The sequence below is a fragment of the Paenalcaligenes suwonensis genome (assembly GCF_011290505.1).
Classification (GTDB): Bacteria; Pseudomonadota; Gammaproteobacteria; order Burkholderiales; family Burkholderiaceae_B; genus Paenalcaligenes; species Paenalcaligenes suwonensis.
The window spans coordinates 137,589-161,884 of record NZ_JAANPV010000010.1; the positions used below are offsets into that span (position 1 = coordinate 137,589).

A 24,296-nucleotide genomic window follows, 5' to 3' on the forward strand; every position below is an offset into this window, starting at 1 on the left:
AGGCAAACAAGGGGTGAAACACCCCTTGTCTCTGCACATTGCTACCCGTGCATATCGCTTGTTGTAGTAAAAATTAAACTACTGCCATCAGTGTGGCATTACCCCCTGCAGCTGCTGTATTTACGCTGAGGGAACGCTCTGCTACCAGCAGTTCCATCCTATAGAGCTGACCATTAGCCAACTCGGTACTGGTACGACCCTGCGCTTGTAGCACCGGACCGTCCTGTTCTGCCAAGAACTGCGATAGCGATTTCAACGCATCACAATCCCCTTCAAATATCACGCCACCAATACGACGCGACATTGCTTCTTTTAGGGAATCAACCACCACCACGCGTTTACGTGCGGCTTCAGGCAACTGTGTAAGCACAGGTTCTACCACCTCGGCTGCCACACCCTCACGCACAATCACGGCTTCGTTGCCACTTGCCAAGCTAGTCGCTACTTGCAGCACTAAACCATGTTTGGTTGCAGGCACGCACACCACTGCCCCACGGCCTTTTAGGCTGTAGGTGTTGGCTTCGCCTGTAGGGCCAGGCAACTCTACGCGTGTGTTGAACAACGACACATCGGCCAGTTTTTTCAAACTTTGGCTCAAATCTTTGTCGCCGTGCGAGTCAGCCCACTGCTGCAAGCTATCCAAGGCTTCGTTCGCTGCTGCTTTCTGTGCTTTACCACCCAATACCAGATGATCTGGGCGTTGGCTTAGCAAGCGGTTCATGTAAATAGGACCACCTGCTTTAGGGCCTGTACCCGACAAGCCTTCACCACCAAATGGCTGCACACCCACTACTGCGCCCACAATATTGCGGTTCACGTAGACGTTGCCGGCGTGTACTTGGTCTATCAAACGATTGATGGTTTCATCAATACGAGAGTGCACACCAAAGGTCAGGCCGTAACCGGTATCATTAATGGCTTTCAGCAAGGCATCTTGTTCAGCGCGTTTGTACGTCAGCACATGCAGCACTGGACCAAACACTTCACGCTCTACATCAGCAATGCTGTTAATGCGGATAATCGTAGGTGGTACGAAGGTACCGTGCTGGCACGCATCGCCAAGTGGCAACTGCTCTACATCAAAACCACGGCTACGCATTGTGTCGATGTGACTACGGATATTGCCTTGAGCCTCTGCATCAATCACAGGGCCTACGTCGGCATACAGTACGTCTGGGTTACCCACACGCAACTCACGCATCGCACCACGCAACATGGTCACCACGGTATCGGCCACATCTTCTTGTACACACAAGATACGCAATGCTGAACAACGCTGACCAGCCGAGTCAAAGGCCGAGTTCAATACATCGGCAATCACCTGTTCTGGCAAAGCAGAAGAATCCACGATCAACGCATTCTGACCACCGGTTTCAGCGATCAACGGAATAGGCTGACCATTCATATTGACGCGTTGCGCCAAGGTTGCGGCAATACGTTTAGCCACTTCGGTAGAACCGGTGAACATCACGCCTTGTACGCGATCATCACCCACCAACATGGCACCCACATCACCTTCACCTGGCAATAACTGCACTACGTCGTGCGGTATGCCCGCTTCGTGCAGCAATTTAATACCTTGTGCCGCGATCAAACCCGTTTGCTCTGCCGGTTTCGCCAATACAGTGTTACCCGCAGCCAATGCTGCCGACACCTGACCCAAGAAGATCGCCAGTGGGAAGTTCCATGGGCTAATACACACCACAGGACCCAATGGGCGGTGGCTGTCGTTAGAGAAGTGCTGTTCAATACGGTTCGCGTAGTAACGCAAGAAGTCCACCGCTTCACGAATTTCAGCTACAGCGTTCGCAAAGGTTTTACCGGCTTCACGCACAATCAAACCAATCATGGTGGTTTGCTGGGCTTCCAACAAATCGGCCGCGCGCAGCAAGCAGCGAGCACGCTCTTGTTCCGTTGTGGACTGCCAAATAGGTGCAGCACCTACGGAACGTGCCAAAGCGGAATCCACTTCTGCCGACGAACTGAAAATTACTTTACCCACTACATCACGGTGATCCGCTGGGTTCAGCACCGCTTGTTCGCGAGACTCATCCACAGCAGCCAAGGTGGCAGGAGCCGCATGCCAGTTGTGTGTAGTGCTGGCTAACAAAGCTGCAGACAAGGAGGCCAAACGGTGTTCGTTAGACAAGTCCAAACCTTGGGAGTTTTGACGGTTCTCGCCCTGCGCTTTGAACAGCTCTGCAGGCAACGGAATCATGGGGTGAGGCGCACCTACAGGGCTAATCGCTTCAGCCTCATCAATAGGATCACGGATCAACTCATCAATAGACACGTTCTCGTCAGCAATTCGGTTCACAAAGGATGAGTTCGCACCGTTCTCCAACAAGCGACGTACCAAGTAAGCCAACAGTGTTTCGTGCGTACCTACGGGGGCGTAAATACGGCAAGGACGCGCCAACTTACCTTGGCTAATAGGACCTACCACTTCTTCGTACAGTGGCTCGCCCATACCGTGCAAGCACTGGAATTCGTACTGACCCAAGTAGTAGCTAGAACCCGCCATTTCATAAATGGCTGCCAATGTCAGGGCGTTGTGCGTAGCAAACTGCGGGAAGATCGCATCAGGTGCACTCAACAGTTTTTTAGCACATGCCAAGTAGGCGATGTCTGTGTAAATTTTACGTGTGTAAACAGGGTAGCCTTCCAAGCCATCTACCTGCGCACGTTTTACTTCGGTATCCCAGTACGCACCTTTAACCAGACGCACCATCAAACGGTGGTTAGTACGTCTACCCAAATCAATGACGAAATCAATGACGTAAGGCGCGCGTTTTTGATAGCCCTGAATCACAAAGCCAATACCGTTCCAGCCCGCCAAATCGGGGTCTTGGCACAGTGCTTCCAACAGATCCAACGAAATTTCTAGGCGGTCAGCCTCTTCAGCGTCAATGTTCAGGCCAATATCGTACTGGCGAGCCAAAAGCGTCAGCGCTTTAACGCGTGGCAACAACTCTTGCATCACACGGTCGTATTGAGCGCGTGAGTAACGGGAGTGCAAGGCCGACAACTTAATAGAAATACCGGGACCTTGGTAAATGCCTTTACCGTTAGACGCTTTACCAATGGCATGAATAGCTTGCTCGTAAGATGCGTAGTAGCGTGCTGCATCTTCTTCCGTCATCGCTGCTTCACCCAACATATCGTAGGAATAGCTAAAGCCTTTGTTTTCCCATTTTTTGCCGTTAGCAAGCGCGTCAGAGATGGTTTCGCCGCACACAAAGTGCTCGCCCATCAAACGCATAGCCATGTCCACACCTTTGCGGATCAATGGCTCACCACCTTTGCTAATCAAGCGACCAATGGCTGAACTCAAGCCTTTTTCGCTGCTGGTGCTGACCAGCTTACCGGTAAGCATCAAGCCCCAGGTCGCGGCATTCACAAACATAGAACCCGAGCTTAAGTGAGACTGCCATTCGCCTTTACTGACTTTGTCGCGAATCAGAGCATCACGTGTCGCACGGTCTGGAATACGCAGCAGCGCTTCCGCCAAACACATCAAGGCCACACCCTCTTGGCTGGACAACGAGAACTCATGAATCAAGCTGTCTACACCGCTACCTTGGCCTTTAGCGCGCAGCGCACTCACCAACTTACGGGCCAACTCACGTACCTTGGCTTGATCTTTACTGCGTGCTTGGCTGATTAAGCCGGGCAAACAGTCTTCTTCAGCACGACGGTAAGCGCTAGTAATCGCCGCACGCAATACCGATTGCGGCGCAATAGACTGCGCAAACTCTAAAAATGGCTGTGTAGGCTCGTTATCGCCTACACTTAATCCTGCTTGTTCTAGGTCTACACCTTTTTCACCCTCTGTCTGGGTAAGATAGGCCAAAGACGGCGGCAAACGGCCTGCCTCTATTTCTTCCAGAAACGAAAAGATGGCTTGCTTGATGAACCAATGCTGCGTTCTACCAATGCGTTCAGCCGCCTCGCGTATACGCCCACGTAGCTCGGCGTCTACTTTCACCCCTAGTGTTGTTGCACTCATAACCCTCTCACTTACAGACAGAGAAGTTGCAACCTTTGAATTATAAAAGGTGCAACCTTAATGATAGATATGCGGATTCTAGGTGCAACCCTTCCCAAAACGTATAGGTAATTACCCTAGATCACAAGAACAACCGTTTCGTACACTTACAAAAAAGCCCGGCTAAACCGGGCTTTTTTACATCATTACTTTTTAGGAAGATAACGCTGAGCATCTACAGGTTTGCCGTTATAGCGCAACTCAAAATACAGTTGCACCTGCGACGTACCGGTATTCCCCATCTCGGCAATGGTTTGACCTTGAGACACCGTTTGGCCTTCAGACACCAGCAAGCGGCGATTATGGGCATATACCGTTAAGAAATTGTTGGCATGGTTAATAATCAGCAAATTGCCGTATCCGCGTAAGCCATCACCAGAGTAAATCCCTTACCCGCCGCAGCCGCCTTCACAGGCGTACCCGCACTATTAGAGATATAAACACCCTGCGAATGCGCCGCCGACACACCACGCTTAGAGGTACCTGCCGCAGGCCAAATCAAGCTGATATTACGCGGAGCTGCCACCGACGCGCTGGACGCATTACGAGGCGGCAGCGCCGTGCTACTGCCTGCACTACCGGTTGCACCACCAGATGCCGCCGTAGCTGGCGCAGCCGAACCGCCCTGCACACGCAACCGCTGCCCTACCGTAATACGGTTAGGGTTAGAAATATTGTTCATGCGCATCAATGACGACAAACTTTGATTATGCTGGCGCGCCACCTTACTTAAGGTATCGCCACGCTGCACCACATAGTAGCCATCCTTCGTGCCGCTAGTACTTCCGCACGCCGTCAACGTCAACGCCACGGTGCCACACAGCACCCAGCGTAAAACAGAAGTACGACCAGACATCAAACGGGAATAAAGCGATAACAGAGACACGGTATCAGGCTCACACCAAAGTAAAAACAGTCTTCACACTGCGCAAACAGTAGCATAGCAAGAATTACAGCCAGTCTAAAACCCTGTTCGTAACTTTGACTGAACCTAACAATAGCCGTCATCCACACATTGTCGCGCATACAAAAGGCCAACAATCGCGTCGCAGACCTTGCCAAACTGTCCTATACACGCTATAGTTCTTTTCTTTTGGAGCAACGCGCTCAGGTCTGCATCGTACCTAGTATGTGTGCATGAAACCATCGCGAATTACTCCAAAAATAATTTCCGCAAGGAAATGCTATGGCGCAATGGCAGATAGGTTATGCACCGGATTGCAAATCCGTGTAGGTCGGTTCGATTCCGGCTTGCGCCTCCAAGAATTTAAGAAAACCCCTAGGTTTAACGACCTAGGGGTTTTTTTTATGTACTTTTCCGCAAAAAAGGAAACGCAGCCTACGTTGCTGACACATCCTGCAACCCTATATTTTTTGCTCTTAACTTAGAATACTGCCTTGATAATTAGTATACAAAGCCATACCAAACCACCCCACACTATCGTAAACACTTTGTTAAAACAGAATTTTCAAGAACATTTTTGAAGTATGAATGCCATTAAAAACAAAAAAACCGTACTAACCTTTGTCACTTTTTTTATTGTGCTGGCCTTGGGGTTTTGGTTTTTTATAGACAACACCCCGCCAACCCCAGAAGAGACTTTCATAGCCATCAAGCGAGAAGCAGAGTCTGGTGACTCAATAGCTCAAAGAGAACTAGCTGTTTTATACGAAAGAGGCATAGGTACTAAGCAAGACTACATACAAGCACATGCATGGTTCAATAAAGCAGCTATACAAGGAGATGCTATAGCTCAAAGCTACTTAGGTGCTTTATATGCATCTGGAAATAGAGTTACCAAAGATTATATAAAAGCACACGAGTGGTTCGAAAAAGCGGCTGCACAAGGAGATGCTAAAGCCCAAAGCTACTTAGGTGCTTTATATGCACATGGTGATGGAGTTCCCAGGGATTATATAAAAGCACGCGAATGGTTCGAAAAAGCAGCGGCACAAGGAGATGCTAACGCCCAAAACGACTTAGGATCTTTATATGCATCTGGAGGATATGGATTTCCCAAAGACCCAGAAAAAGCACGCGAGTGGTTCGAAAAAGCAGCTGCGCAAGGACATGTTAGAGCTCAATATATCTTAGAAAAGTTAGATGCTTCTGAACATAGCATTTCAAAAGACTAAGATTTTATTAACTATGGCGATCACTAGAGCAGACTGCAAATCCGTGTAGGTCAGTTCGATTCCGGCTTGCGCCTCCAAGAATTTACAGAAGCCCCTAGGGGCTTTTTTTCTGCACCTTTGCAGTTATTCATTATGATGATCAAACCTTGTATTCCTAATAAGCAGAAAACCATGAGAAATATTTTTCTAAAGCGTCTTTCTTTTCTGGTGCTAGCCCTTGGCATCCATTCGCTTGCTGTAGCAAACACCCCTACTACACAAGACGAGGTTTTCATCGCCACCAAGCTCAAAGCAGAATCTGGTGATGTAGCTGCTCAAGGAAACCTCGGCACCCTCTATGCAACAGGAAGTGGCACCGAGCAAGACTACGTAAAGGCACGTGAATGGTATGAAAAATCCGCTGCACAAGGATATGCCTCAGCCCAAAACGACTTAGGCACGTTATATGCATCTGGAGAAGGCGTTACCAGAGACTACATCGAAGCACGCGAATGGTATGAAAAAGCCGCTGCTCAAGGAAATGCTGCCGCCCAAAACAACTTAGGAGTTTTGTATGCGTCCGGAGATGGCGTTCCCAGAGACTACGTCAAAGCACGCGAATGGTATGAAAAAGCTGCTGCTCAGGGATATGCCACAGCCCAAAACAACTTAGGAGCTTTTTATGCGTCTGGATATGGCGTTCCACAAGACTATGTAAAAGCACGCGAATGGTATGAAAAAGCCGCTGCACAAGGCCATGCCACAGCTCAAAGCAACTTAGGAGATTTATATGCGTCTGGACATGGCATTCCCAAAGATTACGTAAAAGCACATGAATGGTATGAAAAAGCTGCTGCCCAAGGATTTGCTAAAGCGCAAAGCAACTTAGGAGATTTATATGCGTTTGGCGATGGCGTTACCAGAGACCTTGTAAAAGCGCGAGAATGGTATGAAAAATCCGCTGCACAAGGATATGCCACAGCCCAAAACAACCTCGGGGCTTTTTATGCGTCTGGGCATGGTGTTCCAGAAGACTATGCAAAAGCGCGCGAATGGTATGAAAAAGCTGCTGTACAAGGACATGCTGTAGCCCAAAGCAACATGGGAAAGCTATATGCGGTTGGAGCGGGCGTTACCAAAGACCACGTAAAAGCACGCGAATGGTATGAAAAAGCTGCTGCACAAGGATATGCTCCAGCCCAAAACGACTTAGGCACGTTATATGCATCTGGAGAAGACGGCACCAGAGACTACGCGAAAGCACGCGAATGGTTTGAGAAAGCGGCTGCACAGGGACATGCTGTAGCCCAAAACAACTTAGGCACGTTATACGCGTCTGGAGATGGCGTTCCCAGAGACTACGCCAAAGCACGTGAATGGTTTGAGAAAGCGGCTGAACAAGGAAACACCAAAGCCCAAGACAACTTAAGAAAACTATATTCGTCTGGAGCAGACAGGGCTCCAAAAGACTAGCACTAGCCACCACCCTTCTTCGCTCAAGTACAATACCCGCGACTTATTGACTGGAAGTACGATGGATAGAAACACAGAAGACCGCTTTACCGCGTTTCTGCACGGTAAGGCAAACGAGATGAAGAAAGAGCTGAAGTACACCCCTAGGCAATTTATTGCCCTGCTGGGTAGCGAGGGTGGTTTGGCTACTGCACAGAAGCTGGTGCGCAAGGAGGATCTGTCCTACGGCACATCTGAACTGTACATGGGCAACAGACTGGATCTATCCCTAGAGGCGCTGATCTTAGAAAGCGAATGGATTCGCTACTTCGACGAAGAATTACTCGCACATGCAGAAAAGAAGCTCAAAAAACTGAATTATTCCTACACACGATATTCAGAGAACGATTAACAGGCCGTACCTTCCGCCTAAATCGAAAAGGCTTAGGCTCACCACCTAAGCCTTTTTTTTCAGATACACTGCCTCTACCACTCTGTCACTCACAGGAAACCGGTTTGGCATACGAACTCGAACACCGCCTTGTTATAGGTCTGGCCTCCAGCGCGTTATTTGATCTGTCGGAACCCGACAGCATTTTCCGCACGGAAGGTGAAGAACCTTACCGTAAGCATCAACGCGAGAATCAAAGCATTCCACTCGCACCTGGGGTGGCGTTTCCATTTATTAAGCGCTTGCTGTCGTTAAACGAGGTGCGTCCTGAAGACCCGCCTGTAGAGGTGGTGCTGTTGTCGAGAAATGACCCCGATACAGGCATGCGGGTGATGCATTCTATTCGTCATCACAACCTCGACATTACCCGCGCGGTATTTTTAGAGGGTGGTAACCCACATCGCTATATCCCAGCGTTTTCTATTTGTTTGTTTTTATCGGCCAATGAAACCGATGTGCAGCAAGCGACACTCGCCGGCTACCCTGCGGGGCAAGTGCTACCTTCTACGCATTTAGACACCCAGGGTGATGATGAGCTTAGAGTAGCCTTTGACTTTGATGGGGTGCTAGCCGACGACGAGGCCGAAACAGTGTTCCAAGCCAACAAAGACTTGAACGAGTTTCATGTACACGAGCAAAGCAAAATTAATGTGCCGTTAAATCCCGGTCCTTTACTGCCCTTTCTGCAAAAACTCTCTGAGATTCAACAGTTAGAACGACAGCGCTCTGAGGTAGACCCGTCGTACACCCCAAAACTGAGGTTGATTATTGTCACTGCTAGAAATGCGCCTGCCGAAGAACGGGTGATTAACACCATGCGCAGTTGGGGTATTACTGTGAATGAAGCTTTTTTCTTAGGTGGTGTGGAAAAGAAACGAGCATTAAAGGTGATAGACCCGCATATTTTCTTTGACGATCAAAAAACCCACCTTGTGCCTGCCTCAGATATTCTGCCTGCAGTACATGTGCCTTTTGGTATTGCCAATAAAGAAAAGTCACCGCTTAACTAAGCACTCAAAAAAACACCTGATTAAGCGAACCCAATCAGGTGAACATGAAAAAACAACTACTTCTACACTACGTTGACCACCGTTTAGCGTGCTGAATCCAGCACCTCTTGGTTCGTGACTACCTCTTGCGCCTTCACATAGCTTTCAATAAGCAATTGGTAAGCAGGGAAAATCTGTGTGTAGACGTGCGCCCATTGCTGCGCGTCGTCACGGTTCCAGGTTTTTTGCAGTTCAGAGAGGGAGACACAGCACTCTGATCAAGGGTGCTGTGGGTGTTGCATCGTTAATGAGGGATTTGTCCAAAATTACCGCTATTGAAGTCTTGCAATGCTTGCTCTATTTCTTGCGAGCTGTTCATTACAAAGGGGCCGTAACCTACTACTGGCTCATCAATAGGTTCACCGCTCAGCAGCAACACAATGGCATCGTTATTGGCCTCAATAGACAGGGTTTGTCCTGCTCTATCCAACACCACCATTTGTGATTCACGGGCAATGGTTTGACCATTAACCTGAATGGTGCCGTGCAGTACTACTAATGCAGTAGTCCAGCCATCAGACAACTCCACGTTGCTGTAACTGCCTTGTTTTAGCCTCATGTCCCAAACATTCATGGGCGTAAAGGTTTTAGCAGGGCCTAATTTGCCATCTAGCTCACCCGCGATAATGCGTGCTACGCCAGCGCCATCGGGCAACTGCACCTGTGGAATTGTGTTATCCACAATGGCCTGATAGTTAGGCGGTGTCATTTTGTCTTTAGCAGGCAGGTTCACCCAAAGCTGAACCATTTCTAGTGCACCACCACTTTTAGTGAATGCATCGGAATGGAATTCTTCGTGCAAAATACCGGTGCCCGCTGTCATCCACTGCACATCGCCTGGGCCAATCACACCACCTTGACCAGTAGAATCCATGTGCGCCACTTCGCCTTTGTAGACGATGGTCACAGTTTCAAAACCACGATGGGGGTGTTGACCTACGCCACGCGGCTGCTGAGTTGGTGTGAAATCAGCGGGACCCGCGTAGTCCAACAGTAAAAATGGGCTTAGCTGTTTGGCGTGTGTTTGGTACGAGAACATTGAGCGTACTGGAAAGCCATCACCCACCCAGTGAGGACGTGGTGCGCTGTAGACGCCAAGAATTTTTTTCATGTGACTCTCCTGTTGAGGTATCGTTAGAGTTATCTTATTCTTGTGCCATTTAGTCGAGTAGCCCCCTAAAATAAGGCTCAGTGTCCTATCTATAGAACGATAAACGCTCATGCAAGATTTAAATGATCTGTATTACTTTGTGCAGGTAGTGGATAACGGTGGCTTTGCGCCAGCGGGCCGTGCCTTAGGTATTCCCAAGTCAAAGCTCAGCCGTCGAGTTGCCGTACTAGAAGATAGACTAGGGGTACGCTTGCTACAGCGCTCTACCCGCCGCTTTGCAGTGACCGAGATTGGTCGTACCTATTACGAGCATTGCAAAGCCATGTTGGTAGAAGCCGAGGCGGCGCAAGAAGTCATCGAAGCATCGCGCGCTGAGCCACGCGGCGTCATACGGATGAGCTGCCCTATCGCCCTTCTACATGCACACGTGGGCGAAATGCTGGCGGATTTCATGAAAGAGTGTCCGCACATTAGCATTTACTTAGACGCGACAAACCGACGCGTAGATGTAGTCAGCGAGGCCATTGATATCGCTATTCGCGTACGACCACCACCACTGCAAGACAGCGATTTGGTGATGCGCGTGCTGTCTAATAGGCGGCAGTGTTTGGTCGCTAGTCCCCTACTGTTAACCGAGTACGAGTTCCCTGCTGTTCCCGCCCAGCTAAACGGCGTGCCCAGCCTCAGCCTTGGCAGCCCACAAAATGAACATAGCTGGACGCTATACGGCCCTGACCACGCACACGCTACCGTGCACCACACCCCGCGCTTTGTCACCACTGACATGATTGCCTTACGCAACTCGGCACTAGCAGGCGTGGGAGTAGTGCAATTACCGCTACTGATGGTGCGTGAGCATTTAACGGATGGTTCATTGATACGTGTGGTACCCGAGTGGGAGCCCAAACCGGAAATTATTCATGCGCTGTTTCCGTCACGACGCGGTCTACTGCCTTCCGTTCGTGCGCTGTTAGATTACCTTGCTAAACGCTATGAGGAAATGGACGAGGAATAACGGGCAACCAATGCTGCGTCGCTAGACAGCACACTTAGCGTCAACTGTGGCAACAATTTTGCCTAGCATTTACTTTGTTGTTACAGGGTGACATCCTTACACTCTTTAACCCTCTTAGAAGCTAGGCATTGTTAACCTCCCTCCACCTAAACATGGGCAAGTTTATGTTTTCGCAGTTTAAGCTACGCCAAACAACTGGTCTAAAATTAGCGCGAATAACAGGAGAGGTTAATGAGTTTTTTTTCTAAGCTAATACAGCGTTTAACGGGGTCATCTCAAAATCAAGAATCCGTACAGAACGGGCAACACGATCGTACTGAGTACGCTGAAGGCGAAATGGCTAGCTACGATGCCGTTATTGATCGCTACGGTGATTCCAATGAAGTCGCCTTTCAAGAACAGGTTGCTAAAGCACTGCGAAACAAGGGTATAGCACTAAGCGAGCGCGGCGACACCGCTGGCGCGCTAAAGTGTTTCGCGGACTCTGTTCAGCGCTTCGGCTCTTCCGAGATTCCTGTACTGCAAGAAATGGTTGCTAGAACCATTCTGAGCCGCGCAACAGTGCAAGACGAAATGGGCGACCCACAGGCTGAAATGGCCAGCTACGACGAAATGGTTAGCCGCTTTGGCGACGCTACCGACGTAGTGCTGCAAGGCTTAGTAGCTCGATCCCTGTTGAATAAAGCCATTACCCAAGGTCAGCTGGAAGACTCCGCGTCTGAAATGGCTACCTACGACGAATTGCTACGACGCTACCGTGACACCAGCGAAGTTACGCTGCAACACTGGGTAGCCAGAGCGCTGATGAATAAGGGCATTACACTGGGTCAATTGGATGACCCTCAAGCTGAAATGGCCATTTATGACGAATTAGCCAACCTGTACGGTCACTCTGATGACGAAATCCTGCAAGAGCAAGTTGCTAAGGGTTTGGTCAACAAAGGCATTACCTTTGGTCAACTGGACGATCATCGACAAGCCCTAGTGTGCTTTGACGATATCTTGCGCCGTTACGGCTCATCTACCGCCGAAGTCTTGCAAGACCAAGTCGGTAAAACACTGATGAACAAAGCTGTTGCTTTGGATCATTTAGGTGAGCACGACAAAGAAATGGAAGTGTACGACGAAGTGGTTCGCCGCTTCAGTGACTCCAACGACCAAACCATGCAAGAACGTGTGGCTAAAGCACTGGTAAACAAAGGTATTACGCAAAGCCAAATGGATGACTTCCACGCTGCTATTGCTACCTACGATGAGTTCCTGAAACGCTTTAGCAACGCCACTGAAGAAAGCCTGCAAGAGCGTCTGGCAAGTGCCTTGCTGAACAAAGCGATGGCCTACGACAAACTGGATGACCACAAAAACGAAGTGGCCACCTACGATGAAATCGTACGTCGCTTCAGTTCATCTGACTCCGTGTTCTGCCAAGAGCGCGTAGGCAAAGCGCTGATTAATAAAGCGATGGTGCTGGACCAACAAGGCGACCACAAAAACGAATTGCTCATTTATGCCGATATCTTGAAGCGTTTTGGTTCTAGCTCTGCACCAGAACTGCAAGAGTTTGTGGCACGATCCCTTATGAATACCGGTATCACACTGGATGAAATGGGTGATTTCAAAGCCTCTATTCGCAGCTACGATGACTTGCTGAACCGCTACGGCGATTCTACTGAAGAATCGCTGCAAGAGTACGTAGCCAAAGCGCTAGTCAACAAAGGCGCGGTGCAAGGCAAATTAGGTTCGGCATAATACGACGCCACCTACATAGGTAGGTGGCACGCCCACCCAATAAAAAAGGTCAGGAAAATCCTGACCTTTTTTGTTTGACGTTGCTATAGCAACACCACCTAAGCCCTTACTCGCTTTGGTTGATGTCAGCCAATTCGCTTACCACTACGTCGGAGCATTTAGCTTGCTCGCCCAGCCATTTCTGAACGGCTGCACGATCATCTTCGCTTGGGGAGTCGTAACGGCCAGCAGCCACTACAAAGCCACCGAAGGATGTGCTGTTTACACCGCCACCCAACAACAAGTTACGGTCTTCGATGAAAGCAGTGAAAGATTCCACCAGTGCATCGATTTCAGCTTCGTTTTCCATTGCCAGCGTGCAAGAGAATTCAAATCCCAGTACGACGAACTCACCGGTGTACAGTTTTTTTCTCAAGCGTCTGCTGCGTTGTTTTGCCATCTTTATACCTTTGCCTTAGCAATTTACATGGTATGGGCCATACGGCACTATGCACACACGCCCACTCATCCCGCTATTACACCACACCCGGCAAGCGTAATGCCATCTTCAAGCCCCCCAAGCTAGAGCGCTCGGCTTGTATGCTGCCTTGGTACAACTCAGCCATTTCCGCCACAATATGCAAGCCTAAGCCGGATCCGGGCGTGTGATTGTCTAAGCGTACACCACGTTTAAAGGCCGCCACGCTTTCTTCTGCTGACAAGCCAGGGCCATCATCCTCTACCCAGAAAACCACCCACTGCCCATCAGCGTGTGCACTTACTTGCATCTGAGAGCGTGCCCATTTGCAGGCGTTATCCAACAAGTTACCCAGCATTTCATGCAGGTCTTGCTCTTCGCCTTTAAAGGATAAATCCGTTGGGTTAACCTGCGCCTGAATGGTTAACTGACGTTCCATATACAAGCGCTGCATGGTGCGCACTAATGCGGATACTGCTGGCTCTACTGGCGTATGTAAACCACTGGCTTGCATGGCGGCAGCCGCTCTAGCGCGCGCCAAATGGTAGTCGATTTGCCTACGTGCTATAGACACCTGCTCACTCACCAAGGAACCTAAAGAACCTGAATCGTTATAGGCTGCGTTTTCTAAAATACTCAATGGAGTTTTAATGGCGTGCGCCAAATTACCGGCTTGTGTACGAGCACGCTGCACGATGTCAGTATTCGTCGTGAGCACGGCATTAAACTCGTCCACCAACGGCTGCACTTCGCTGGGGAACTCACCTTCTAATTGCGAGGCCGTGCCTTTACGCACCAAGGCTAATTTCTGACGCAGCCGTGCCAATGGACGTAGACCTCCGGCTATTAACGCTACCGATGCCGCCCCCATACCTAAAGCTAACGCCCCCAATGCCACACTTAACATGGTAGTGAAGTGTGCCAAAGGCTCGTTCAGATTAGCTTGATCCGCCGCCACCATTAACCGCCAATACTGATGTGCCTCGTCTTCGTCGCTTAACGTAATACGGCGCGACAACACCTCTAAGGTTTCTAAGGTGGGGGAATCGTAGGTGTATTGCATATCCCGTTTACCGTCTTCAGGCTCGGGGCCTGCGGGCAACACCTGATCCCATAACGAACGTGAGCGTAACACCCCTGCTTGTTGAATCGCGCCAGTAGCATCTAGGCTGTCTACCTGCCAATACAGGCCAGATAAGGGTTGCGCTAAACGCGGATCACTTAACGGCACTACCAGCGCTGGGGCTTCATCTTCTAATGAGAAGGCTCCCGTTAACTGGTTTAAGTGCAAATTCAATTCATTACGAAACTGCTGCGAAGCATGTTGTGCAAACAATTGTTGTAATGCCCAACCGGCCACAACCACGGACACCACAATCCAGATCAAGCTCCCCACCAACATGCGGAATCGCAGCGATTGCACACGCTTGGGCTTAAGGGATTGGGATGTGTTAGTTGTCATTATTAGTGGCCAATCGGTAGCCCATACCGCGTACTGTTTCTATAAAACCTTCAGGCAACTTGCGGCGCAAACGGGCAATAAACACATCAATAGTGTTGGAGTCTCTGTCACCATCTTGTGCATAAATAGCATCAATCAAGGCGGTGCGCGACACCACTTCACCGGGTTGGCGCATCAGCACTTCTAACACTTTATATTCGTGACTGGTTAAGCTTAAAGGCTGCTCGTGCACCAACACGCGACCACTGACGGTATCCATCACCACAGGCCCACACTGCCATTGAGCACTCGCCTGCGTACCAGCGCGTCGGTTTAATGCACGCAACCGCGCCAATAGCTCTTCCATGTGAAACGGTTTGGTTAAGTAATCATCGGCACCCGCATCAATACCAGCCACTTTTTCATACCAGTGATCTCTAGCAGTCAGTATCAATACAGGCATAGTCAGCCCTTCGGCACGCCAGCGTTTCAACACACTAATGCCATCCATGACTGGCAAACCTAAGTCCAGTACCACAGCATCAAAATGCTCTACGCTACCTAGGTAATGGCCTTGCTCGCCATCTGCGGCACTGTCTACCACATGGCCAGCGGCTTGCAAGGCTGTGACTAGCTGCGCCTGCAAGGTGGGTTCATCTTCTACGACCAGAATACGCATTTGCCCCTCTGCTGGTATGAATTACTTGCTTCTCACCCTAAGCACTTCACCCGTACGGGCGTCCAAGATTAATTTGAGCCGTTTCCCTGATGCTTGCAGCACTTTGATTTCATACACCAACAAACCATCTTCATGCTCAAGCTCAACTTCTACCACCTGCCCGGGGTAGTCAGTTTCAACCGCATCAAGCAGGCTACGTAGCGGCATAATCTCACCAGCCTCTACGGCGCGACGTGCTTGTTCATGATCGGATCGACTGGCATCAGCTGGCCCTGCTGCCATTGCCAACCCTAAACCACCAGCTACAAAAAGAGCCGCTATTTTCTTATTAACTGTGAGATTCCACATAATGACCTCTGCCAACGCAAGGGGTGACTAGAGCCTCTTTTATACCGTTTGTAACATGAACAGAACATGAACAGAACATGAACAAGCGCTTCAGAATAGGTTCATGCGGGAAGGTGCAAACTGCTCAACATGGATTCCACTTTTGCGAATCTTTTCTTCATGTTGACGTTTAGGAGTCTACCTTATGAAAACCCGCCACGCTGTTATCACTAGTATCTTGTGTTCCGCTCTGTTAATGGGCGGTGTTGCGCAAGCACAAACCCACGCTACACCTGCTGCGGCCCCTCAAGCCACAAGCCAGCAACAAACCGCTCTGACCATTCGCGACGTTTATGACCGCATGGAACAACAGGGCTACAAAAACATCCGCGAAATTGAACGTGAACACCGCCACTTTGATGTGAAGGCCGACGATGCACAAGGCCAACGCGTCAAGATACGCGTAGACATGTTTACAGGAGAAGTATTGCGCAGCCGTTTTGATGACTAAGCCCCGCTTGCTCAGCTCCATCTGGAGCTGAGCACCCACCCTATATAACTATTGGAGAATACACATGATTGGGACACGCAAGGCCTTGGTAGCATTTAGTGGCGCATTTGGCCTCGCCTGGTTGTTGGAACTGTTTCTGGCTAGCCCGCTAACCGGAGACAGCCTGTGGATTTTGCGACAGCAGTCGCTCTATATCACGGGGATTTTATCCATCGCCTTCATGTCTCTGTCCATGTTTCTCGCCGCACGGCCTGCTTGGTTAGAAAAACCCTTAGGTGGCTTAGACCGTATGTACGCCTTGCATAAACAAAGTAGCATCTGGGCCATTGTGATGGCAGCAGCACACTGGCTAAGTAAACTCGCTAGCGGCCCCATCCGCGACCTGATTGGTACCGATAACCGCCCCGCTCGCGACATTGTGCTGTACGGCATGGAAAGCCTACGTGGTATTGCTAAAGACTCAGGTGAGTGGACCCTGTATTTGCTGTTTGGTATGTTGGCACTTAGCTTGTGGAAACTATTCCCCTACCGCCCATGGCGCCTGCTGCACCGTAGTATGCCTGTTCTGTATCTAATACTGGTATTCCACACCATCGCGTTAAGCCCTATGCGTTACTGGGTACAACCCTTGGGCATCATGCTAGTTATCATGATGGCATTGGGCAGTTGGGCCGCCGTACGTGCGCTAAGCAATAGCATAGGCAGTAAAAAACAACACCAAGGTGTGGTGCAATCCATCACTCAACACGATGATTTGCTAGAAGTTCACTGTAAAGTGGATAGCAACTGGCAGCACCAAGCGGGTCAATTCGCGTTAGTAACCTTTGATGCTAAAGAAGGCGCTCACCCCTTTACCATTTCCAGTGCCTGTATTCCTGGTAGCGGCTTACTTAGCTTTCACATCAAAGCGCTGGGTGATTACACCACGAGTTTGGCGCATGCTCTACAGCCCGGTCATGCCGTGAAGATTGAAGGTCCTTATGGGTGTTTTAACGCTCAACAGGCTGACAAACGTTATACACAAGTATGGGTAGCAGGTGGCGTAGGCCTAACCCCATTCTTAGCCTTGCTGCAACAACGCCAACAGCAGTCAACCGAGCAGCGTACGTCTGTGCACATGCATTACTGCACTCGCGATGCCGCTAACGATGCCATGCTATCTACACTGCTAACGCTGTGTAAAGAAGACGGCCACGTGCAACTTACCGTATACGATACGGCCTGTAAACAGCGTTTTAGCGCCAATGATTTACCCACAGAGCACGCCTTTCAAGTCTGGTTCTGTGGCCCTAAAGGCTTACGCCATGCGCTAAAAACTGGCATTAACTCGCTACAACTGCGCTGCAAGGGCTTTCACCACGAGCTGTTTGATATGCGCTAAGGCTCTACACACTGCCTAACAGCAAACGCAGCGCAAAACCTACCAATACAACGCCCATCCCGCGGTCTACCCAGTAGCCACTGCGGGTAAAGCGTTGTCGTACTTGCTGATTCGAAAACAGCAAACACACCAGCACAAACCACGCGGCATTCACCACACACATCCACAAACCATATAAGGCCTGAATAGAGAGCGGTGTACTGGCTTGTACCACCGACGTAAAGACCGCCAAGAAAAACAACGTCGCTTTGGGATTCGTGGCATTGGTCATAAACCCAATCCAAAACGATCTGGATACGCGTTGCTGGGCTTGTGTTGGCTCTACATCAGGGTCCAACGCATCGGGTGCTGCTGGTTTGCTGCGCAAGAAATTAATCCCTAAGTACAGCAAATATGCGCCCCCAATAAACTTAGCGGCTGTCATCAACCACGGCGTAGTATGCATCAATGCGCTTACCCCTATTAAGGTGTACAGCACATGCACTGAAATCCCCGCCCCTATACCCAAGGCAGTAAAAATACCGGCACGTCGGCCAAAGCGTACGCTCTGCCTAATGGTGATAGCGAAATCCGGCCCAGGAGCCAGTACCGCTAAAAAATGAATCAGCGCCAATCCTAAAAACTCGTGCCAATATGTTGCCAACATGCTCGCTCTTTACGTGTAGGGAAACAAAAGTAGGTTATTGTAGCCATAGCTTGTCACTGCGATAATCACCCAAAAACCCAAATAATTATTTCCCCATGAGCACAAATCAACTCTTGCCCTTATTGGCTGAAATGGCGGTCTTTGTCAGGGTTGTAGAAGTAGGCAGCTTCTCGGAAGCGGCCCGCCAATTGGGTTCTACCCCCTCGGCCGTGAGCCGTGCTATCGCCCGACTAGAAAAAGAACTGGGCAATCGCCTGCTACAACGCACCACACGGAAGTTACGGCTAAGCGATACGGGCAAAGCCGTGTACGCACACTGCCAAGACATGCTACATGCTGCCCAAGCCGCAATTGAAGTGTCTGGCCATTTGCATGAAGAACCTTATGGGCAACTACGTTTAAGCGTGCCCAAAGCCGTAGGGCATTTTCTGATTCATCCCCATATCCCCGACTTTCTGGCGCGCTACCCCAAGGTAGATATTTCTATGCGCTTAGATGACCGCTATGTAGACCTTATAGACGATGAGGTAGACCTAGCCATTCGTATCACCAACCAGCCACCTCCGGGCTTAATGGGCCGCCCTCTGCTGTCTATTGAGCATTTGCTGTGCGCTACGCCTAGCTACCTCGCCCAACACGGCACTCCCCAGCATCCGCATGACCTTAAGCTACATAGCTGCATTTGTTTAGGCGAAGAGCCCAGCGATGCCCGCTGGAAATTCACCCAAGGCAACAAGCAGCTTACGGTACCGGTGCAGGGGCGCTATGCCGCCAACCATACTGGCGTGCGTCTAGATGCTGTACTGCAAAACCTAGGCATTGGTAGCCTGCCGTACTTCACCGCTAAACCTGCCTTAGCTAGCGGACGTATTGTGCCGGTTCTGCCCGACTGGAACTTTAAAACCAACTACAGTGGTACCGCCTGGGCGTTGTACCCACCCACCCGACACTTACCGGCCAAGTTGCGCGTATTTTTAGAGTTTTTATCTGAACGTCTAGAGAACTAGTCGCCTGCCTGCAAAGTGCCTCATAATAGGGGCTTACCCTTTTTACACTGCTTCTTGCATGAAACGTCCCTACATTGAACAGCTTAAACAGCGTGCCAAACAATTTCACCAGCACCAGCCACTGCCCTTAACGCAGGGCCTGTATAACGTACAACGTCTGGGCCGTTCACACGATGCATTCACTTATGAAGCCAATGCCATCTTTGTGCAAAACGACCACCGTGTGTACTTGCATTGGGAACACCCCCGCCTACGCTACATGCGTCAGGTAGAGGAATTAGCATGGCAACAGTTGCAACACCAGCCCTCACTAGAACAAGAACTGTGGATTGCTGATAACAGCGCTAACTACCGCAACTTAAGTCTGTCGTCGCATCAGCTATTGAGCTGGTCGCCCGCCTCGCACGAGGCCCGACACGCCTTCTACCAAGAGCTTAGCCAAAAAATCCAAGAGGTAGGCCAACACACTGACTTCCACATACGCCCTGCGCTACACAGCTACTGGACAGCACAAGGCCGCGTACTGGAGTTGTGCTGCCCCATGGAAGTACGCACCGAGGCAGATCTGCAAGCACTAACAGCCGTCGCCAAACAGTTGCTGCAAGGTGAACAAAGCTTACAAAGCCTCTATGGCGACAGCGATTACACCCAAGCAGACTGGGTACGAGAGTTTACCTCCCCCACAACGGCTGCCACGCCTATAATGCCTGAGTGACGGTTTGATCACGCTATTTAGCGCTCCTGCTCATGGATGAACTTGTGCTGCAAGGCCAACAGAAATGGCCTAATGTTCCGCATGCGTATGGGTACCTAGCGCTGTCTGCGCAAGGCCACTGGCATATATATGCCGCCCCACATACTACGCCTGATTTCTCTGCGCAAAGCCGGGTGACATCCCCTGCTTTGCAGCAGTTTATTGCCCGCAACTATGCGGTAGATGCTAGCGGTTGCTGGTACTTCCAAAACGGCCCGCAGCGCGCTTACGTGATGCTAGAAAAAGCCCCCCTCATACTGCATCTAGATGAAGCACTACAGTTACGCAGCCACACACAGCACGCTATTGACGCAATCTCAGCCTGGTACATCACGGATACAGGCGAACTGTATGCACACAGCCCAGCTGGTTGCGGTTTAGTGATAGGCCGCGATGTACCCGCTCTGGCAGAACGTTTGCATCTAGCCGAGGGGGCATCGCTGTTGGACTACCTAGAACATCATGACCCGCATGAACTACACGGTGTCACTCTGCTGTACCACAATGCGAAGCAAGAAATACCGCAAAGCGCCATGGTGTACTACACTCAGGATCAGGGTCTACCCAGGCTATCTGGCTTTGTTAGGCTACCCGCCCCCACCCCTATCACAGACCAATCATCATTATGAGCAGCCCCTCACCCGAGTTTTATTTCCCCGTCCCACGTAGTCAACGCTATTGCAGCCAATGCGCGCACGCCCTGACACAAATGGTGCCTCCAGGGGATAACCGTCTGCGTGACGTATGTGAGAATTGCGGTGCAGTACATTATCAAAACCCCCGTAATGTCGTGGGTGTACTACCTATTTGGGATGGCAAAATCTTATTGTGCAAACGTGCTATTGAGCCACGCTATGGTCTATGGACCTTACCGGCGGGGTTTATGGAACTTAATGAAACCACAGCAGAAGGGGCGCTGCGGGAAACGGACGAAGAGGCCGGTGCCTCGGTAGAACTAAGTAAGCTGTATACAGTGATTGATGTCCCTCATGCGGAACAAGTGCACTTTTACTACTTGGGCAACTTACGTAGCCCTGAGCTAAACCCCGGTCCAGAAACACTGGAAACTATGTTTGTCACGCCAGACGAAATCCCATGGGACGAACTGGCTTTCCGCACTGTACGCACCACCTTAGAACACTACTGCAACGACGTGAAACGCGGCCGCTTCGAGTCACACTTCTACGCACTGGAAACCCCCTTCCATATACGCTAGTTATGAGCACACTGGCGCTACTGTCACCCCATAGCCCTTTTCCTTCTGTAGAAGCCGCCTTACCAGGCGGTTTGTTGGCAGTGGGTGCTGACTTAAGCCTAGAGCGTTTAATCGCAGCCTACCAACGTGGTATTTTTCCGTGGTTCAGCGAGGGCGATCCCATTTTATGGTGGAGCCCCGACCCGCGCATGGTGCTGGCTACTGCACAGTTTAAGCTGTCACGCTCACTTGCTAAAAAGTGCCGACAAATTGCCAAACAAGAGCAGGCCCCCGACGCTCGCATCCAAATACGTACTGACACCTGCTTTGGCGATGTGATTCGCCACTGCTCGCACACCCGTGCCGAACAAGGCACGTGGATCACCCAAGACATTATTGACGCTTACGTGCGCATGCACGAAGCCGGTTATGCACACAGCGTAGAAACGTGGGTAGAGGGTCAGTTAGTAGGCGGACTATACGGAATTTGTATGGGGCGCTTTTTCTTTGGCGAGTCTATGTTTGCACTGCAAACCGATGCCAGCAAAATCGCGTTGTATTATTTAGTGCAGTTTTTACGTGCTAATCACGTACCCTATATAGACTGCCAACAAGAAACTGCCCACTTAGCAAGCCTAGGTGCAGCCGCCATGCCTAGGGCAGACTTTGTACAATTACTGCAACAGGGGCAACGTTATCCCGCCCCCACATGGCACAGTGGCCAACTGTTGGACGGTGGTGTGCTATGTTCAGAACGTACGAGTTTTGCACCCGAGAGCGCCCTATGATGCACGCGCCAGACCCCACTATTCAGCCAGTGCAGTTTTATACCACTGCCCCCTACCCTTGCAGCTACTTGGCCGATCTACAAGCCAGGTCTAAGGTCGCTATCCCAGCCAACGCGATTACACCTAAAGCGTACTCACAACTGGTGGATCACGGTTTTAGGCGCAGCGGCACCTTTGTGTACAAGCCCGACTGCCAGCACTGTAATGCCTGCACGTCGCTGCGCATTGATGTACAGAATTTCGCACCCGACCGCACCCAGCGCCGTGTTTGGAAACGTTTACAGCACTTAAACACGACCGTACTGCCACTCACATGGAATGAAGAGCATTACCTGCTCTACAAGGACTACCAGACCCAACGCCATGACCTACAACAAGATGACCACGCTGTACGTGCGCAATACGCCCAGTTTTTGCTATCTAGCCAAGTAGACTCTCGCTTAATCGAGTTCCGTGACCCACAAACTAATGCGCTGAAAATTGTGGCACTGTGCGATATGCTCGACCAAGGGCTCTCTGCGGTCTATACTTTTTTTTCGCCAGACTCTACAGAGAGTCTGGGAACTTATGCCATACTTTGGCAAATACATTTATGCGAATCTTTGGGGCTTCCGTGGCTGTATCTAGGTTACTGGATTGAGCAAAGCCGGAAAATGGCCTACAAGACCCGATTTACTCCCTACCAACTTTTACAAAACGGGAGTTGGTCGGCCCCTTAACCTTAGTTCTTTGTGCCTATGTCTCTACTATTCAAAAGCTATGCCGCTGTTCGCCCACTTCTGTTTTCTATGGATGCAGAGCAGGCCCACAACTTTACGTTGCAACGCTTGAGTACTCTGCACCAGAACCCGGTTACTCAACGTTTGCTGCCTACTCCTCCTAAAGGCAAACCCATTCAACTGATGGGTCTCACCTGTAGAAACCCTGTGGGTCTTGCCGCAGGCTTAGACAAAAACGGGGCTCATATTGATGCACTAGCCAGTCTAGGTTTCGGCTTTGTGGAAGTGGGTACAGTGACCCCTTTGGCACAACTCGGAAACCCACAGCCTCGCCTGTTCCGCTTACCCGAGCGCCAAGCACTGATCAACCGTTTTGGCTTTAACAACGATGGTTTAGACACGTTTTTAAGCAACGTCAAACGCAGCAACTGGCGCAAACAAGGCGGCATTTTGGGCCTCAATATTGGCAAAAATGCGAGCACTCCCATTGAAGCCGCTGTGGACGATTATTTAAAAGGCTTAGTTGGCGTCTATCCCGAAGCCGACTACATTACTGTCAATATTTCGTCGCCCAACACACAAAACCTACGTGCCTTGCAGGCGGCTGATGAATTAAGCAGTCTGCTACGTGCCTTATCTGAAAAACGCAAAGAGCTTAGCGATCAGCACCAACGCTATGTGCCTATTGCCGTTAAGATTGCCCCCGATCTTAACCAAGAGCAAATTGCCGCCATTGCACAGAGCCTGCAAGAAAACGGTATTGATGGCGTGATTGCCACCAACACCACGCTTAGCCGCGAAACCGTAGAAGGCTTACCGCACTCTGACGAGCAAGGTGGTTTATCTGGCCCACCAGTACATGCATTGTCGCTGTCGGTCATCCGTGGTTTGCGTCGTGAGCTGGGTGCTGACTTCCCCATTATTGGGGTAGGTGGTATTCAATCTGCTCATGATGCCCAAGATAAATTGGATGCAGGTGCTAATGCAATTCAGCTTTATACAGGCTTGATCTACCGTGGTCCTGCGTTGATTCACGAATGCATTCGGGCTTTGCAGGACTAAAGTCGTTGGTCTCTCTCACGGCCACATTCATCGCACATGCCGGGGAGCTGCAGAAGAATTTTTTGTGATTTGAGATACCAAATCAAAAAAGTTTTCCTCTGCCGCCTCTGAAGTATCGCAATTGAGAGGCTTACAGCCCTTTCTGTAGTGACTGTGTTTCTTGCTACAGAAATACACACACCGTGAACAGCGACCTATCTAAAAACCTCTGCAAGCGACGAGCAAAAGGCGGATGGAAGTGTTTTTTTATTTGGTGTCTCAAATAAAAAAATACTTTCGCAGCCTTAGGCTACGGCAGACAGTCGTGAAGAAGCGGGCTTTCTCCCCCTCCCGTAATCC

At 50.2% G+C, this 24,296-nt stretch carries 22 protein-coding genes, 1 tRNA gene and 2 pseudogenes; 16 read left to right on the top strand and 9 right to left on the bottom strand.

Features of this window, described 5'->3' with window-relative positions:
* Positions 1–73: 73 nt before the first annotated feature.
* Positions 74–4,009, bottom strand: a complete 3,936-nt coding sequence (gene putA / locus GY634_RS14960) for a trifunctional transcriptional regulator/proline dehydrogenase/L-glutamate gamma-semialdehyde dehydrogenase (RefSeq protein WP_166409525.1) — start codon at positions 4,007–4,009, stop codon at positions 74–76.
* A gap of 185 nt (positions 4,010–4,194) precedes the next feature.
* A pseudogene (locus GY634_RS14965) lies at positions 4,195–4,904 on the bottom strand (peptidoglycan DD-metalloendopeptidase family protein).
* Positions 4,905–5,236: 332 nt separating this feature from the next.
* Between GY634_RS14965 and GY634_RS14970 the strand changes: the two are divergent.
* The 5 genes from GY634_RS14970 to GY634_RS14990 all read left to right on the top strand — a co-directional run bounded on the left by GY634_RS14970 (position 5,237) and on the right by GY634_RS14990 (position 9,076).
* Positions 5,237–5,310: transfer RNA gene (locus GY634_RS14970), tRNA-Cys, on the top strand.
* A 226-nt stretch (positions 5,311–5,536) separates the two neighbouring features.
* Positions 5,537–6,184: a tetratricopeptide repeat protein gene (locus GY634_RS14975; RefSeq protein WP_166409526.1), complete on the top strand. Its 648-nt coding sequence runs from the start codon at positions 5,537–5,539 to the stop codon at positions 6,182–6,184.
* A gap of 66 nt (positions 6,185–6,250) precedes the next feature.
* Entirely contained in the window at positions 6,251–7,636 is a 1,386-nt protein-coding gene (locus GY634_RS14980; RefSeq protein WP_207625620.1) for an SEL1-like repeat protein, read from the top strand.
* A 61-nt stretch (positions 7,637–7,697) separates the two neighbouring features.
* Positions 7,698–8,027: a hypothetical protein gene (locus tag GY634_RS14985; RefSeq protein ID WP_166409527.1), complete on the top strand. Its 330-nt coding sequence runs from the start codon at positions 7,698–7,700 to the stop codon at positions 8,025–8,027.
* A gap of 104 nt (positions 8,028–8,131) precedes the next feature.
* Positions 8,132–9,076, top strand: a complete 945-nt coding sequence (locus tag GY634_RS14990) for a 5'-nucleotidase (protein ID WP_166409528.1) — start codon at positions 8,132–8,134, stop codon at positions 9,074–9,076.
* Positions 9,077–9,159: 83 nt separating this feature from the next.
* On the opposite strand, the pseudogene GY634_RS17275 reads toward GY634_RS14990, so the two are convergent.
* A pseudogene (locus GY634_RS17275) lies at positions 9,160–9,312 on the bottom strand (hydrolase); the annotation flags it as partial.
* Positions 9,313–9,359: 47 nt separating this feature from the next.
* The gene (locus GY634_RS15000; protein WP_166409529.1) at positions 9,360–10,226 is read right to left on the bottom strand and encodes a pirin family protein; all 867 of its coding nucleotides are present in this window, start codon (positions 10,224–10,226) and stop codon (positions 9,360–9,362) included.
* Between the two features lie 109 nt (positions 10,227–10,335).
* On the opposite strand from GY634_RS15000, the gene GY634_RS15005 reads away from it, so the two are divergent.
* Positions 10,336–11,241, top strand: a complete 906-nt coding sequence (locus GY634_RS15005) for a LysR family transcriptional regulator (RefSeq protein ID WP_166409530.1) — start codon at positions 10,336–10,338, stop codon at positions 11,239–11,241.
* A 231-nt stretch (positions 11,242–11,472) separates the two neighbouring features.
* Positions 11,473–12,990, top strand: a complete 1,518-nt coding sequence (locus GY634_RS15010; RefSeq protein ID WP_166409531.1) for a tetratricopeptide repeat protein — start codon at positions 11,473–11,475, stop codon at positions 12,988–12,990.
* A gap of 106 nt (positions 12,991–13,096) precedes the next feature.
* Here the strand turns inward: GY634_RS15010 and GY634_RS15015 are convergent, their stop codons facing one another.
* From GY634_RS15015 to GY634_RS15030, 4 genes are all read right to left on the bottom strand, one after another.
* Complete coding sequence (locus tag GY634_RS15015) at positions 13,097–13,429, bottom strand: YggL 50S ribosome-binding family protein (RefSeq protein WP_166409532.1); 333 nt, start codon at positions 13,427–13,429, stop codon at positions 13,097–13,099.
* A 76-nt stretch (positions 13,430–13,505) separates the two neighbouring features.
* On the bottom strand, positions 13,506–14,909 hold the full coding sequence (locus tag GY634_RS15020; protein WP_166409533.1) for a sensor histidine kinase: 1,404 nt from the start codon (positions 14,907–14,909) through the stop codon (positions 13,506–13,508).
* Positions 14,899–15,567, bottom strand: coding sequence for a response regulator transcription factor (locus GY634_RS15025; protein WP_166409534.1), 669 nt, complete (start codon positions 15,565–15,567; stop codon positions 14,899–14,901). The genes GY634_RS15020 and GY634_RS15025 overlap by 11 nt, the downstream gene beginning before the upstream one ends.
* A gap of 21 nt (positions 15,568–15,588) precedes the next feature.
* On the bottom strand, positions 15,589–15,915 hold the full coding sequence (locus GY634_RS15030) for a PepSY domain-containing protein (protein ID WP_166409535.1): 327 nt from the start codon (positions 15,913–15,915) through the stop codon (positions 15,589–15,591).
* A gap of 184 nt (positions 15,916–16,099) precedes the next feature.
* Between GY634_RS15030 and GY634_RS15035 the strand changes: the two genes are divergently transcribed.
* Complete coding sequence (locus GY634_RS15035; protein ID WP_166409536.1) at positions 16,100–16,405, top strand: PepSY domain-containing protein; 306 nt, start codon at positions 16,100–16,102, stop codon at positions 16,403–16,405.
* Between the two features lie 64 nt (positions 16,406–16,469).
* Entirely contained in the window at positions 16,470–17,786 is a 1,317-nt protein-coding gene (locus GY634_RS15040; protein ID WP_166409537.1) for a ferredoxin reductase family protein, read from the top strand.
* Between the two features lie 4 nt (positions 17,787–17,790).
* On the opposite strand, the gene GY634_RS15045 is transcribed toward GY634_RS15040, so the two are convergent.
* Positions 17,791–18,432: a LysE family translocator gene (locus tag GY634_RS15045; protein WP_166409538.1), complete on the bottom strand. Its 642-nt coding sequence runs from the start codon at positions 18,430–18,432 to the stop codon at positions 17,791–17,793.
* Positions 18,433–18,527: 95 nt separating this feature from the next.
* Between GY634_RS15045 and GY634_RS15050 the strand changes: the two genes are divergently transcribed.
* The 7 genes from GY634_RS15050 to GY634_RS15080 are packed head-to-tail and all read left to right on the top strand — an operon-like array spanning position 18,528 to position 23,957.
* Positions 18,528–19,439, top strand: a complete 912-nt coding sequence (locus GY634_RS15050) for a LysR family transcriptional regulator (RefSeq protein WP_166409539.1) — start codon at positions 18,528–18,530, stop codon at positions 19,437–19,439.
* Positions 19,440–19,497: 58 nt separating this feature from the next.
* Entirely contained in the window at positions 19,498–20,154 is a 657-nt protein-coding gene (locus GY634_RS15055) for a hypothetical protein (RefSeq protein WP_166409540.1), read from the top strand.
* A gap of 32 nt (positions 20,155–20,186) precedes the next feature.
* Positions 20,187–20,822: a DUF2946 family protein gene (locus GY634_RS15060; RefSeq protein WP_166409541.1), complete on the top strand. Its 636-nt coding sequence runs from the start codon at positions 20,187–20,189 to the stop codon at positions 20,820–20,822.
* Positions 20,819–21,409, top strand: a complete 591-nt coding sequence (locus GY634_RS15065) for an NUDIX hydrolase (RefSeq protein WP_166409542.1) — start codon at positions 20,819–20,821, stop codon at positions 21,407–21,409. Before GY634_RS15060 ends, GY634_RS15065 begins: the two co-directional genes overlap by 4 nt.
* A gap of 2 nt (positions 21,410–21,411) precedes the next feature.
* Entirely contained in the window at positions 21,412–22,176 is a 765-nt protein-coding gene (aat, locus tag GY634_RS15070; protein ID WP_166409543.1) for a leucyl/phenylalanyl-tRNA--protein transferase, read from the top strand.
* Positions 22,173–22,895 (top strand): arginyltransferase, encoded by a 723-nt coding sequence (locus tag GY634_RS15075; RefSeq protein ID WP_166409544.1) that lies wholly within the window; start codon positions 22,173–22,175, stop codon positions 22,893–22,895. Before aat ends, GY634_RS15075 begins: the two co-directional genes overlap by 4 nt.
* An 18-nt stretch (positions 22,896–22,913) precedes the next feature.
* Positions 22,914–23,957, top strand: coding sequence for a quinone-dependent dihydroorotate dehydrogenase (locus GY634_RS15080; protein WP_166409545.1), 1,044 nt, complete (start codon positions 22,914–22,916; stop codon positions 23,955–23,957).
* Positions 23,958–24,296 lie beyond the last annotated feature (339 nt).